Source organism: Aliivibrio sp. 1S128 (assembly GCF_001691065.1).
In the GTDB taxonomy this organism is placed as follows: Bacteria; Pseudomonadota; Gammaproteobacteria; order Enterobacterales; family Vibrionaceae; genus Aliivibrio.
The window spans coordinates 256,341-270,414 of sequence record NZ_MAJV01000058.1; the positions used below are offsets into that span (position 1 = coordinate 256,341).

Below are 14,074 nucleotides of genomic sequence, written 5' to 3' on the forward strand. Positions count from 1 at the left end.
AAATATACCTTTAATTCATATAACAACGACTATGGAAAGCAGTGAAATGAAAACAACTCAGTTAAAAACCTCCCTTGCTATGGCCATTGGCTTAGCGCTCTCTGGCAATGCTTATGCAGAAATTATTATTTCTCAATATGTTGAAGGCGCTAGCTACAATAAATCATTAGAAATCAGTAACACAGGTGATAACCCCGTATCTCTTTCTGGTTATGTCCTTAAATCTAAATACAACGGATTGGATGAATGGAAGAACGATCTCGACCTATCCGCAATAACACTAAACGCGAAAAGTGTTTATGTTATTTCAAATAGCCGTGCTTCTGATGAAATTAAAGCCGTAACCGACCGTATTGAAAGCATCGTCAACCATAATGGCGATGAAACATACATGCTATTTAAAGACAGTGCAGAGCATGACCGAATTGGTATTGATGGTGACGTTGACTGGGGCAAAGACAAAAGTTTTGTACGTGCAATTCAAACGCCAAGTACAACATTTGATGCCAACATGTGGCTTGAAAAGCCAAAAGACAATATTGATGGTTTAGGCTTATACCAAGAAGGTGTAACGCCACCACCACCGTTTGCTTGTGAAACCGATTCAGGTAATACCCCAACCTTTACCGAAATTAACCAAATTCAAGGCACCGGTGATAAATCACCTCTAATCACGAGTGGCTTCATTTCTGATGATGATTATTTTGTGCAAGGCATTGTCACAGCTCGTGGCGAAAGCTTACTAAAAGGCTTTTACCTACAAGGCTTAAATGATGATCATGATTCAAATAGCTCTGAAGGTATTTTTGTAAGTACTGGCAGTGCGCCATCTCAAGAGATCCAACCCGGTGCAATTGTGTGTGTAAAAGCCAAAGTTCAAGAGTACTACAGCCAAACACAATTAAAGCCTGATACTAATAACTATCTAGTTCAAAGGACTGAATCCCCTGCACAGGTAAATGAATTAATCATTAATAACGGTGAAACACTGGCTGATGCATTAGAGCGTCACGAAGGCATGCAAGTTAAATTAACCTCTCATTCTGATCTACGTATCACACGAAATTTTAGCTTTGATTATGGCAGTAAGCGCAACAACATGGTGCTTTCTCATGGTGACCCTCTATTTAAACCAACTCAGCTGTTTGCAGCAGAAAGTCCAGAAGCAATAGCCTTAGCTGAAGATAATGCAAAACGCCAAATTACGATTGAATCAGACAACAAAGCCGCTAACGGAAAAGTTCCTTACTTCCCTGATTTTGCAAACGATGCAGATCAAGATGGCAGTGCTGATTCCTACCTACGTTTAGGTGCTCGTATTGAAGGTCTAGAAGGTGTTATCGCTTATTCTTACGGTCAATACCGTTTAGTAGCAACCAATACAATCACGCAAGAAAACATCATTACTAAGGCGTTTAACGCGAATGGTGACACACTATTCAACGTAGAACGAACAGACGAGCCAAGCATTGATGATGACGATTTAACCATCACAAGTTTTAACGTATTAAACTACTTTACATCCGTCGCTACTGGCGGTGATGCTAATCCAACGGGGCAAAATCGCGGTGCTGAAAATGCCGATGACTTTGCTATTCAACAAGCAAAAATCCTATCTGCACTCGTTGCTATTGATGCCGATATTATTGGTTTAATGGAAGTTGAAAATAATGGCTTTGGTGAAAACAGCGCCATTAGTGATTTAACAACGGCTTTAAATTCTAAATTTGAAGATGAAGACGATCACTACAAATACGTAGAGATTAAAAAAAAAGACAAATACCAAGGTGAATATTTAGGTTCAGATGCCATCATGGTTGCCCTACTGTACCGCCCAAGTGAAGTGAAACTCAAAGGCAAAGCGCGTGTTATCAAAACACCAGAACAACACGTGGCTGAAAATACCGTCACTCGTGATAATAATGGCACCATTGAATTCAACCCAGCGTATAACAAATATCAACGTCACAGTCTAGTTCAAGAATTTATGGTTAAAGAAGCCAAAGAGCCATTAACCGTGGTGGTTAATCACTTAAAATCAAAAGGCTCTGAGTGTATTGAGCAATGGCAAAACTTTGAAGAAGACAGTGATCCAGCCGATCTACAAGGCAACTGTAACCGCTTTAGAGTATCAGCAGCTAAAGCTCTCGGTGATGATCTAGAAACGGTTAAAGGCGATATTCTAATCTTAGGTGACATGAATGCCTATGGAATGGAAGATCCCCTACTAACACTAACTGACTACAGCAAAGAAAAATACGACCGTGATATTTTCACCGCAGCTTATACAACGCTAGGTACTGATAAAGAAGGCAATCCACTTCCTTATGAAGAAACTGGCAGCCAAATTACTCAAGGCTATGGCTATATAAATTTAAACACACATCTACATGGCACAGATACCTTCTCTTATACCTACTCAGGTGAACTGGGTAATCTTGATCACGCATTAGCCAATGAATCACTGGCTGATCGAGTCACTGAAATTGAAGATTGGCACATCAATGCCGCAGAAAGTAACTTATTTGAATACAGCTCTAAATACACGGGTGACATGGTAAAATACAACGACATGTATTCTGCATCCGATCATGATCCTATCGTGATTTCACTTGAATATAAAAAAGCAGCTTCATTCAATTTATTCGCTTTAGTTTCTCTATTCGGTTTTGGTTTCTTACGTAGAAGAACGGCTAAAAAAAGCTAATACCCAATAAGAAAACCAAAAAATGGTGGCTCTGTATCTTAAATCCTAAGAATACAGTTCCACCATTTCTTTATGCATTTAACCAGAAAGAGACGGGCTTTCTAACTTTTTCTCATTCTCAATACCGCTTTGCATTATCACCGCATCATTATTACAAAATGGGGTCATGGTTACGCTAATATCAGCCAAAGTATCCTCTGTGCATACTTTTTGACATTGCTCTTTCACCATATAAATAACGTGTGTTCTCAACGCAATGATACTGATAATACCAAAAATGACATTACCCAAAGCCTGGCCATACAATACCCCTAACCCACCAAACCATTGAGCACCAAAATACACAAATGGCAACGTACCGATGGTCGCTTTGCTCAAATTAAGGGCTGTGGAATACAAAGGTTTACCCAGGTTATTAAATGACGTGTTAGCCACAAACATCGCACCATTAAAAATAAACGTGATTGCAACGACAGTACAGAACGTGCCCATTATTAATGCCGCATCACCAACCAAATTAAAAGCACTTATGATTTGGTCTTGGATCACATATAAAATCAAAGACACCACAACACAATAAATAGAAGAGAAAAATAACGAATTCCTCAATGTCTCTTTTACTCGATCAATTCGCTTGGCACCGTAATTTTGCCCAATAATAGGCCCAACAGCCCCAGACATAGCAAAGATCACCGCAAAAGTAACCGGAATTAAACGTCCAATCACAGCAAAACCAGCTACAAAATCCTCACCAAATGGAGCGAGGGTTGATGTAACAATTGCATTACCAATAGGCGTCGCTGTATTGGTAACAATAGCGGGAATAGCAATAGTAAAAATAGCAGGAGAATGATGCTTAATATCTGCCCACTTAGGCAGAGAAATCAGTTTATGAGTCACAATCAATGGATAAAGTGAAAAGGCCAATACCGTTGCTCTTGAGATCACAGAGGCAATCGCAGCCCCTTCAACGTTCATGTTAAATCCAAAGATAAAAATAGGATCTAAAATCGCATTAACAATGCCACCATATAACGTTGCTAACATTGAACGTTTCGCGTCGCCCACCGCTCTTAAACCCGCACCAGCAGCCATTGCAATTGCAATCAAAGGTGTACTTGGTAATAAAATGGACAGATAAGCTTGTGCTCGTTCAGCTACAACCCCTTTAGCCCCAATCATTGATAATAACTCAGGGATAAAACAAAACATCGCGATCGTAATAATACTATTTACGATAAAGGCAATAACAAGCGTACTTGAGGCCAGTTGTTTCGCTTTCTCGTTTTCTTTTGCACCTAGAGCTTTTGATACTAAAGCCCCCATCGCAATCGAAGAACCGATAGAAACGGACGTTGAAAAGAAAATAATGGTTCCGGCAAAGCCAATCGCGGCAGCCAATTCAACCTGCCCTAATAAGCTAATAAAAAACATGTCTAGAAGATCAACCACAAACAATGCCATTAATCCGATTGAAGCCGTTCCTGACATCACTAAAATGTGACGCATTGTCGAACCTTGGACAAACTTAGCCGTTTGACTACTCATTCATGTTCTCCTTCAATATCAAACTATACCGTGCCATTGTTCTAAACATTCCCTAAAAAAGATAATGACAATTATTATCACCTCAAATTCAAGGTATAAAAAAAGCCACAATATTCTGTAGCTTTTCTTTAAGATAAACCGACTTACATACCTAGATCATCGCTAATGTTGTCGATTTCTTTAATGTCCATCATTAAAAGTTGCAGCTCATCATTATATTTAGCGATAACTTTTTTCGCTTCTTCTTGACGCTTACAAACATCAGATTTCACGTCCCAGCTTTTGCCTTCAAGATAAACGGCACATTCTTTCGCTAATTTCTTTTCATTTGATTTAGTCACTTCGATTTTAACTTCTAAATCACTCGCTTCTTCTTTTAATTGAAGCTGACGCTGAAATAACTGTTTAGCACGAGAAAGCATCGTGATCTGTAAATCAACTTGGTTGGTCAATTTATCAATTTGTTTATTTTGTTCTTCAACTTGCATATCTAATGACGCATTTTTCGATTGTAATGAACCGACTTCTTTTTTCATCGATGCGTGTTTTTTTGATTCTGTCACAATTGCTTGTGCTTTTTCTTCATCAAGCGTTTTCTTTTGTTCTTCAAGTGCTTGTTGTTTTTCTTGCTCAACCAATTCATCAACTTCAGTACTTTTTACATTGGCTTGCTTTAATTCTGTTTGGTATTGCTTCGTTTTAGCTTCTAACTGAGCATAAGTATCAGACCATTTATTATCTGAGACACTCGTACCTATTAGTCCCCCCGCAATAACACCAATAATTAGTGTGACTCCGGCAACCCAGTGACTCGATTTTGATTTTTCTTCAATGATGATGACATCTTCATCATGTTCGTCAGTCGTTCTGGTCTGATTTTCTACACTCACGCGTTAACCCCAAACATTATAGATAGTGAATAGTATAGATTTGTTCTCTACACATTTGTTAATTATAAGACAATTTATCGGATCAATTCTGAAATCATGACATAAGCCACATAAATAACTACACCCGCTACAGAAGTATAAATCACCGATTTTTGAACTTTTTCGTTTGATCTGTATTTAAATAGTAATGCGGAAATAGCCAACAATAAAATTATCACAGCAATTCGTAACATAGTACACCTCACTTTTTCTTTATTTTAGCATACTTTAAGCATCTAAATACTTGAGTTATCGTTGTAATTTTGAACAAGGAAAACGATTTCGGTCAATTTATATCTAATTTGTAAAGAAAATGCATGACAAAAAAATGTGACTTGTCTAACATACCTGACTTGGCTACTACGTAGCTTACAATTTGTTGATCCGATGAAGACTGCAGGAGAGAGGCAATAACCAGAAATTGGTTACGCCCGCCGAAGAAGTAAATCTTTCAGGCGCCAGATATTTCTGGTGAGGACTGTAGTTGGAGGAATCTCTGGAGAGAGCCGTTAAATCGGCCGCCGAAGGAGCAAGCCCTTATCTGAAAAATGATAAAGGTGAAACTCTCAGGCAAAAGGACAGAGGAGAAAGTGATCCGATTAATCTCGGCTCTATACTATTGCCTATTTTTTGTAGTCTTGGTACACCACTCTCTCTTCTCCTTACTATATGTATTATTAAGGGGAAACTATGAACACCTTTCACAACACGCTTGTTACTGTCGATAACTTCATCTGGGGACCGCCTCTTTTGATCTTATTAGTGGGTACAGGTATCTACTTTACGTTCCGACTTCGTATTTTTCAATTACGTCACCTACCAACTGCGCTTAAAATGGTCTTCTCAAAAGAAGAAAACCAAAGTACAGGTAAAGGCGATGTTTCTAGCTTTGCCGCACTATGTACTGCCCTATCAGCCACTATTGGTACGGGTAATATTGTTGGTGTCGCAACCGCCATTAAAATGGGGGGCCCTGGTGCACTATTTTGGATGTGGCTTGCTGCTGTCTTTGGCATGGCAACAAAATACGCAGAATGCTTATTAGCCGTAAAATTCAGAAAAACAGACAGCAAAGGCCAAATGATTGGTGGCCCAATGTATTACATTGAATATGGCATGGGTAATAAATGGTTAGCTAAGCTATTTGCATTATTCGCGTTAGGCGTTGCCTGTTTTGGTATCGGTACTTTTCCACAAATCAATGCAATCGTTGACTCCGCTCATTTAACAATGAATGCGCCTGCTTGGCTAACCGGTGGGGTCCTTACTGTTTTAGTTGCTATTGTTACTTTAGGTGGTATTAAATCCATTGCTAAAGTCGCTGAAAAAGTCGTACCAACCATGGCCGTAGTCTATGTGGTTTCTTGTCTAACGGTCCTCATCATGCAAGCAGAAGCATTACCAGCAGCGATTCAATTGGTTATTACGTCAGCCTTTACAGGAAGCGCAGCAACGGGTGGTTTTGTTGGTGCATCTATCATGTTAGCCATTCAATCTGGTGTTGCACGTGGTGTGTTCTCAAATGAATCAGGTCTTGGTAGTGCTCCTATCGCAGCCGCAGCCGCAAAAACGGATTCTTGTGTAAAACAAGGCTTAGTCTCTATGACTGGTACGTTTTTTGATACCGTGATTATCTGTACTATGACAGGTTTAACCTTAGTGGTTACCGGAGTTTGGCAAGGTGATGCCGCAGGTGCGTTAATGACAACCCAAGCGTTTGCTATTGGTTTAGGCTCTGACCAATTTGGCCCTTATTTAGTTTCTATTGGTTTGATGTTTTTTGCTTTCACTACCATTTTAGGCTGGAACTATTATGGTGAACGTTGTGTAACCTATCTATTTGGTACTAAAGGCGTGCTGCCATACAAAATCATCTTTATTGCTTTAGTGGCATCGGGCGCTTATATGCACTTGGATACCATTTGGGTAATTGCTGATATTGTTAATGGATTAATGGCAATTCCAAACTTAATTGGTTTAATCGCATTGCGTCACATTATTATTGAAGAAACTCATCTTTTCTTTAATAAACAAGATAGTAAAGAAGAAAAGGTCGCTTTAAATCAAATGTAACGATCATTAAAAATGTCTCTATAATAAACGATAGAGACATTTTGAAACATTTATTTAACCGAGCGGACCAACAAGATGTTAATAATTTGATATACTCACTAGTACTATTTTACGAGGTGATATATGGACATATTAACTCTGATACTCGGCTCAGTACTATTAGTCATGATACTTGGGTTTTTCTTTTCTTTTTTTAAAGCCTTAATCATTGAATATAAAAATCTTAAATAAAAGTACAATACAATACGATAAAAGCAGTCTTAATGGCTGCTTTTTCATTTTTGTGACACCCCCTTAAAAAGTTCTCCTGCCACTTTTCCTTATATTTCACTACAATAAGTTAGTTATTCGCTAATTTATATCAATGCAATCGAGGCTCTATGCGTAATTTTATTTGGTTCCTTCTTATATTTAGTCCCTTCACTTTTGCTAATGAAGCTCAAGATCTGGCTGACTTAAATAAAATTAATAATGAAGTCGCGCGATTAAAAAAAGAAGCGTCTTCATTCTCAGGGAGCGATCTTGCAGTTATTCGAGTTCAACAAGTCGATAAAAACAATCAACTTAGAGCAGTGCTTTCTGATTTAATTAAACGCCATGATGAAACCACTACCCCTCTTTTAATCAAAGAAGTTGAGGGGCAAGTCACTTATGCTGAACGATCTATGGCATATTTAGATAAAGACATTAAAAATAAACAAGAACAATTAGATAAAGCCGATATTGAAAATAAACTTGCACTGCAAAATACACTCAAAGAATCTAGAGATTACTACTACCTTTCACTTAATGACCAATTAGAAAACTACCAATGGTTGGCTAAATTAGGTCAACCTACAGACTCTAAACTTATTGCGTTTAAGCTATTCATTGATCAAAAAATTAAATTCCTTTCAGCCTCATTAAGCTTTGATACTAGCCGAGAGCAGTTACTTTCAAATCAGCTTCAACGCTCTTCCGATTCAGAAAAATCATCATTAACCTTAGAGCACCTCTTTTTTGAACGTAAAGTCACAAATTCCACTTACGGTTTAGGCAAATTAATTGCAATTGCTGATCAATTAAATATCAACACCACAAATTATAAACGTCAATTATTTACCACTACCGGTAACTTAACCGAAGATATTCTCAATTTCCCCGTTATTGCTGCCATTTTAAGTAATTGGATTTCATCTGGCAGTAACTGGTTACTTAAACACGCACCAGACCAACTCCTTAAGTTCTTTGTTTTCTTCTTAATCCTATTTGCAACACGATTACTGGCAAAATTAACTCGTAAAGTCGTATTAAAAGCGGTGGTACAGCCTCACTTACGAATGAGTAAATTGATGCAGGACTTCTTTGTCTCTATGTCGAGTAAACTTATTTACTTCATTGGTATTTTAATCGCCTTCTCCAAAGTGGGTTTAGATCTCGCACCAGTTCTAACCGGCTTTGGTGTTGCCGGTATTATTATTGGTTTCGCATTACAAGATACCCTATCCAACTTTGCATCAGGCATGATGTTGCTTATCTACCGTCCATTTGATGTTGGTGATCTGGTTGAGGCTGGCGGCGTAACTGGCAAGGTAAGCTCAATGAGCTTGGTAAATACCACGATCAAAACCTTTGATAACCAAATCATCATTTTACCTAATAGTAAGATTTGGGGAGATGTGATAAAGAACGTAACTCATGAACGATTACGTCGCGTAGACATGGTATTTGGCATTGGGTACGAAGACAGCATTGAAAAAGCAGAAAAGATCCTCGCGGAGATTGTTGATGCTCACCCTGCTGCATTAAAAAAACCAGAACCCAACATTCGTGTTCACGTTTTAGGTGCTTCTTCTGTTGATTTCATCGTTCGTCCTTGGGTTAAAACCGATGATTATTGGGATGTCTATTGGGATGTGACTCGTGAAGTAAAATTGCGTTTTGATAAAGAAGGGATCTCAATTCCTTTTGCACAACAAGATGTGCATGTTCATTTTGCTAAAAAAGACAAAAAACCAAAGAAGCCAAACCCAATAACCGAGAAGATTGGTAACGTGATTGAATCTGTCCGCAATAAAGACAATTAACCCCATCAAGTTATCGGTTTTAATAAGTTAACCAAAAAGAATGCTATACCTCTGATTTAAACTATCAGATATAGCATTCTTATTTTTACAACCTACTTAGATACTAATAAATTCACACCCAACAAAATAAGCACGCTGCCTGTAACCCTTTCTATTCGATGAGTCATTTTCTCGCTCGACATTAATTCCTGTGCTTTTTCAACCAGCAATGCAATTCCACCTTGCCAAAACATAGCAACGATAAAATGCACACTTGCCATCAACAATGATTGAATAAATGCATTGTATTCAGGATTAATAAATTGCGGTAACAACGCCAAATAAAACACCGCTGTTTTAGGATTTAATATATTAGATAAAAAGCCTTCTTTAAAAGACAAGGTTAACGATTCTTTCTTTCCTTTTATCGCTTTTACTTCAGTTGTTGGTTTTCGTTGGTTAAACGTACTTCTAATTGATTGGATGCCTAACCAAATCAGGTACGCAGCCCCTATCGTCTTTATTACGGTAAATAACTCCGCAGAGCTTACTAGCAATACCGATAAACCAATCGCCGACATAGTGGCATGAACAAATAAACCACAGCAAATACCCAAACTGCAGGTGATGCCATCTTTCCAACCACCACGCGTGGTATTGCGGATCACCAAAGCTGTATCCAACCCTGGCGTCATAGTTAACAGTACAATGGCAATAAAAAATGCCCAAAAATCTAGAATCACGTGAATATCCATTTAATTGTGAATTTCATTAATATATCTCCTTTTCTTATAATTACTACTTAATTTCAATCAACTTATAAAATCGAACATTTACTCTATTCATTTCCGATATTTAATCTATTTACCGTATTTATATAAAATAGCCAAAATATCAAACCATTTGACCCTAATACGAAAGTTATTAAGAACAAAGCCCGATAAAGTACGCGCATCAATCGGGGGAGAAAAATAATGAATCACGTAACATTTGAATATCAAGTAATGGGCTTTGGCAACTGGATTTCAGCAATCGTATCTAGTGACGTTGCGAACACATTAGCAGAAGAATATCGTTCTTATGGCTGGCCAGTAAAAATCAGCTAAGATCCTACTTTAAAAAAAATTTATTACCTCGCTCACGGCGGGGTATTTTTTATCTGCAATTTGAGAAAAATAATATTCGTAAAATAGTTCACCATGGATATTAGTGAGCCGTTATGTCTTAAAAACTGCGTTATAAATACATCAAGCATTCCTTTCTAAGCAAAACCGATCAACAATGAAAACACGAATAAAAAATCATAATGAAGGAATATCCATGAGTCATTATCAAAAATTGGTTGAACATAGTTTAAAAATTTCTCGATTCGAGCATTTAGGTTCGATTTGTGGATGGGACCAAGCAGCAGTAATGCCATCTGGTGGTAATGAAGCAAGATCAGAAGCCATGGCTGAGCTGTCTGTTCATCTACATCAACTTGGTAATGCCCCACAGTTAGCTGAATGGTTTGATAAAGCAGAATCAGAGTCTTTATCGACTAATGAGCAAGCCAGCCTGCGTGAAATGAAATCTCAATGGCAACAAACCACAGCCTTGCCAGAAGCTTTAGTCGAAGCACAATCTCTTGCCGGCTCTAAATGTGAACATGCGTGGCGTACTCAACGTGGTGAGAATGATTGGGCTGGATTCAGTAAGAACTTTGCAGAAGTAGTCGCTCTTTCAAAAGAAGAAGCTCAGATCCGCGCAGACATCACAGGATTAACACCTTACGATGCCATGCTTGATTTATACGAACCAGGAACCACCACCGCCAAACTTGATGTGGTTTTTGATAACGTAAAAACATGGCTGCCAACACTTATCCAACAGATCCAAGAAAAACAAGCGACAGAGTCTATTCATTTACCTGAAGGCCACTATCCGACAGAGCAACAGCGTCAATTAAGTTTGGATGTAATGAAGTTTCTGAATTTTGATTTTGACCATGGTCGTCTTGATGTCAGCATGCACCCTTTCTGTGGCGGTGTTCCTACCGATGTTCGTATTACCACGCGTTACGATGACAGCGATTTTGTGCAATCATTAATGGGTACGGTACATGAAACGGGTCATGCACGTTATGAGCAAGGGTTACCAAAAGCGTTTGCAGGGCTACCAGTAGGACAAGCTCGTTCGATGGGTATTCATGAATCTCAAAGCCTGTTTTTTGAGATGCAATTAGGCCGCAGCCAAGAGTTTATTGCTCAACTGTCTCCTTTAGTTGCTAAACACTTTACTCAAGCTGATCCAAAAATCATTGAATCAAGTAACCTGCAAAAAATCTATACGCGAGTAAACCCAGATTTTATCCGTGTCGATGCTGATGAAGCCACTTACCCTGCTCACGTTATCCTTCGTTATGAGATTGAACGTGACTTAATGAACGGCAAAATCGAATACACAGATATCCCTGAATTATGGGATGCAAAAATGCAGCAGTACTTAGGTTTATCAACTAAGGACAATTACAAAAACGGTTGCATGCAAGACATTCACTGGACAGACGGCAGCTTTGGTTACTTCCCAAGTTACACATTAGGTGCAATGTACGCAGCTCAGTTTATGGCAGCAATGAAGCAGACTGTAGATGTAGAGAAAGCCACATCAAACGGTGATTTAAGCCCTATTTTCACTTGGCTTTCAGACAATATCTGGAGTAAAGCATCCCTATTTTCAACCGATGAATTAGTGAAGCAAGCGACGGGTGATGTGTTGAATGCGAGTTTCTTTAAAGCCCATTTAGAGAAGCGTTACTTGGGATAAGAGCTAGACGTTAATTCGCCACTTTACTCTAAGTAATTAAGAAAATGGATGTAGTTTTAGCTGCATCCATTTTTTGTATTTGGTTTTTAAATATCACTTTACCCCCGACAAGGGATAAAACCAACTTTATCCTCGATCGGGGATATACATTGACTTATCCCCGGTCGGGTATATATTATTGATTATTCTCTATCGGGGATATCACATAATATGATGGGGTGTATGATGATTTATAATCCAAAACAATTAGCTAACCACTTAAAGCTTATTAGAACCAAACACAATTTGACTCAAACAGATCTTGCTAAAAAAGTTGGTGTAAAACAATCCACCCTATCTAGCTTTGAGAATCATCCTGAAACTACTCAGTTACAGACGCTCTTTAAGATCCTTCATGCGTTAGAAGTTCATTGCATTATTCAAGAGCAAGTGCCAACGAGTCTCGATAATAATCTAGACGATGAGGCATGGTAATGGCTGTATTAATTGCATACATGAATGGTGAGCGTGTTGGAGAATTTACTAAACTCAGTAACGGTGCGCACCAGTTTCAATACGATAAATCATGGATTGAAAGCACGGTAGGAAGACCTCTGTCATTATCCCTCCCCCTACAATATCCAAAGATAACCAGTGATTGCGTTATTAATTACTTCGACAACCTATTACCTGATTTATCAGAAGTCAGAGATCGCATCGTTGCCAGATACCAAGCTAAATCTCGTCAAACATTCGATTTACTTCATGAAGTTGGTAAAGACAGCGTCGGTGCTATTTCTTTATTAACTAACGATGAAGAACCAAATACCAAACAACTGGATTATGATGTTTTAACTCCAGCACGGCTCAAACAAGTACTCTCAGCCTATCAATCCAATATTCCATTAGGAATGCTAGAAGATGAATCAGACTTTCGAATTTCGGTTGCCGGAGCACAAGAAAAAACAGCGTTACTCAAAATAAATGATGAATGGTGCATACCGAAAGCATCTACCCCAACAACGCATATAATCAAATTACCCATTGGAAAAATTCAACAACCTAATACCACTCTCGATATGAGTGATAGTGTAGAAAATGAATACCTGTGCATCCAATTAGCGAAGAAGTTAGGATTCAATGTACCTAATGTTGAAATACTTCATTGTGATGGAATAAAAGCCATTGCTGTAGAACGATTTGATAGAAGATGGATTAAAAATAACACCAAGCTATTAAGATTGCCGCAAGAAGATATGTGCCAAGCATTTGGATTGCCCTCATCAATCAAATATGAAGCTGATGGAGGCCCAAGTATAAAAACCATTATGGATCTTCTTATGGGCTCAAGCCAATCACTAAAAGATCGTGATACTTTTATGCGATTTCAGGTATTTCAATGGTTAATTGGTGCAACAGATGGACACGCAAAAAACTTCTCCATTTTTATTAATGCACAAGGCAGTTATCACCTTACGCCCTTTTATGACATTTTATCCGCCTACCCAATCTTAGGTGGTAAAGGGATGAATATCCGCTCACTAAAACTGGCAATGGGACTAATAGCATCGAAAGGAAAGAAATATCCTATTGATAAAATATACACTCGTCATTTTATTGATACGGCTAAATCTGTTGGATTTGATACTGCGAGAATGGAAGAGATAATAAAGGAATTTGCAGTTGATATGCCTAAGGCCATTAAGGAATTAGAAGCAGAATTACCAAACGATTTTCCAAAAAGTATCTCTGACAGCATATTCAGTAATGCATTGAGAATGATAAGTAAAATCCGCTTGAATAAGGTTTTGTAGGACGGTGATTTAAGATCTATCTTCATTCAATAATCAGAGAATATCTCGGTCAACTATGATTAATGTAAGCTTCTTTAGAATACATTTAAAAAAGTATTGTTTGAGGTAAGAGCTAAAAGTTTATTTATAGCTTTGAGTGATCAAAAATGGGTGCAGGTATTAGCTGCATCCATT

General features: G+C 38.2%; 10 protein-coding genes and 1 riboswitch. Of the genes, 7 read left to right on the forward strand and 3 right to left on the reverse strand.

Going from position 1 to position 14,074, the window contains the following annotated elements; translation table 11 throughout:
* The first annotated feature begins 46 nt into the window (after positions 1–46).
* Positions 47–2,707, forward strand: a complete 2,661-nt coding sequence (locus A6E03_RS08950) for an ExeM/NucH family extracellular endonuclease (RefSeq protein ID WP_065600663.1) — start codon at positions 47–49, stop codon at positions 2,705–2,707.
* Between the two features lie 78 nt (positions 2,708–2,785).
* Here A6E03_RS08950 and A6E03_RS08955 read toward each other — a convergent pair whose 3' ends face one another.
* Together A6E03_RS08955 and A6E03_RS08960 are read right to left on the reverse strand one after the other, a co-directional pair.
* Positions 2,786–4,255, reverse strand: coding sequence for an MATE family efflux transporter (locus A6E03_RS08955; RefSeq protein ID WP_065600664.1), 1,470 nt, complete (start codon positions 4,253–4,255; stop codon positions 2,786–2,788).
* 143 nt (positions 4,256–4,398) lie between these two features.
* Positions 4,399–5,145: a hypothetical protein gene (locus A6E03_RS08960; RefSeq protein WP_065591275.1), complete on the reverse strand. Its 747-nt coding sequence runs from the start codon at positions 5,143–5,145 to the stop codon at positions 4,399–4,401.
* A 525-nt stretch (positions 5,146–5,670) separates the two neighbouring features.
* Positions 5,671–5,776: riboswitch (glycine riboswitch) on the forward strand.
* 98 nt (positions 5,777–5,874) lie between these two features.
* Here A6E03_RS08960 and A6E03_RS08965 point away from each other — a divergent pair.
* Positions 5,875–7,257, forward strand: a complete 1,383-nt coding sequence (locus A6E03_RS08965; protein ID WP_065600665.1) for a sodium:alanine symporter family protein — start codon at positions 5,875–5,877, stop codon at positions 7,255–7,257.
* 380 nt (positions 7,258–7,637) lie between these two features.
* Positions 7,638–9,323 (forward strand): mechanosensitive ion channel family protein, encoded by a 1,686-nt coding sequence (locus A6E03_RS08970; RefSeq protein WP_065600666.1) that lies wholly within the window; start codon positions 7,638–7,640, stop codon positions 9,321–9,323.
* 92 nt (positions 9,324–9,415) lie between these two features.
* On the opposite strand, the gene A6E03_RS08975 is transcribed toward A6E03_RS08970, so the two are convergent.
* Positions 9,416–10,057: a LysE family translocator gene (locus tag A6E03_RS08975; protein ID WP_065600667.1), complete on the reverse strand. Its 642-nt coding sequence runs from the start codon at positions 10,055–10,057 to the stop codon at positions 9,416–9,418.
* A 219-nt stretch (positions 10,058–10,276) separates the two neighbouring features.
* Between A6E03_RS08975 and A6E03_RS20455 the strand changes: the two genes are divergently transcribed.
* The 4 genes from A6E03_RS20455 to A6E03_RS08990 all read left to right on the forward strand — a co-directional run bounded on the left by A6E03_RS20455 (position 10,277) and on the right by A6E03_RS08990 (position 13,900).
* Positions 10,277–10,408 (forward strand): hypothetical protein, encoded by a 132-nt coding sequence (locus tag A6E03_RS20455; protein ID WP_141677248.1) that lies wholly within the window; start codon positions 10,277–10,279, stop codon positions 10,406–10,408.
* Between the two features lie 214 nt (positions 10,409–10,622).
* On the forward strand, positions 10,623–12,107 hold the full coding sequence (locus A6E03_RS08980) for a carboxypeptidase M32 (RefSeq protein ID WP_065600668.1): 1,485 nt from the start codon (positions 10,623–10,625) through the stop codon (positions 12,105–12,107).
* A gap of 210 nt (positions 12,108–12,317) precedes the next feature.
* On the forward strand, positions 12,318–12,581 hold the full coding sequence (hipB, locus tag A6E03_RS08985; RefSeq protein ID WP_065600669.1) for a type II toxin-antitoxin system antitoxin HipB: 264 nt from the start codon (positions 12,318–12,320) through the stop codon (positions 12,579–12,581).
* Positions 12,581–13,900 carry a type II toxin-antitoxin system HipA family toxin gene (locus A6E03_RS08990; protein ID WP_065600670.1) on the forward strand — a complete coding sequence of 440 codons (1,320 nt, stop codon included), beginning with the start codon at positions 12,581–12,583 and terminating at the stop codon, positions 13,898–13,900. Before hipB ends, A6E03_RS08990 begins: the two co-directional genes overlap by 1 nt.
* The last annotated feature ends 174 nt before the right edge of the window (positions 13,901–14,074 follow it).

What these genes read in the sequence shown, in the direction of transcription:
- A6E03_RS08975 (WP_065600667.1), bottom strand. Translation starts at nt 10,057, where the DNA reads ATGGATATTCACGTGATTCTAGATTTTTGGGCATTTTTTATTGCCATT.
- A6E03_RS08970 (WP_065600666.1), top strand. Translation starts at nt 7,638, where the DNA reads ATGCGTAATTTTATTTGGTTCCTTCTTATATTTAGTCCCTTCACTTTT.
- A6E03_RS08980 (WP_065600668.1), top strand. Translation starts at nt 10,623, where the DNA reads ATGAGTCATTATCAAAAATTGGTTGAACATAGTTTAAAAATTTCTCGA.
- A6E03_RS20455 (WP_141677248.1), top strand. Translation starts at nt 10,277, where the DNA reads ATGAATCACGTAACATTTGAATATCAAGTAATGGGCTTTGGCAACTGG.
- hipB (WP_065600669.1), top strand. Translation starts at nt 12,318, where the DNA reads ATGATGGGGTGTATGATGATTTATAATCCAAAACAATTAGCTAACCAC.
- A6E03_RS08955 (WP_065600664.1), bottom strand. Translation starts at nt 4,255, where the DNA reads ATGAGTAGTCAAACGGCTAAGTTTGTCCAAGGTTCGACAATGCGTCAC.
- A6E03_RS08950 (WP_065600663.1), top strand. Translation starts at nt 47, where the DNA reads ATGAAAACAACTCAGTTAAAAACCTCCCTTGCTATGGCCATTGGCTTA.
- A6E03_RS08965 (WP_065600665.1), top strand. Translation starts at nt 5,875, where the DNA reads ATGAACACCTTTCACAACACGCTTGTTACTGTCGATAACTTCATCTGG.
- A6E03_RS08990 (WP_065600670.1), top strand. Translation starts at nt 12,581, where the DNA reads ATGGCTGTATTAATTGCATACATGAATGGTGAGCGTGTTGGAGAATTT.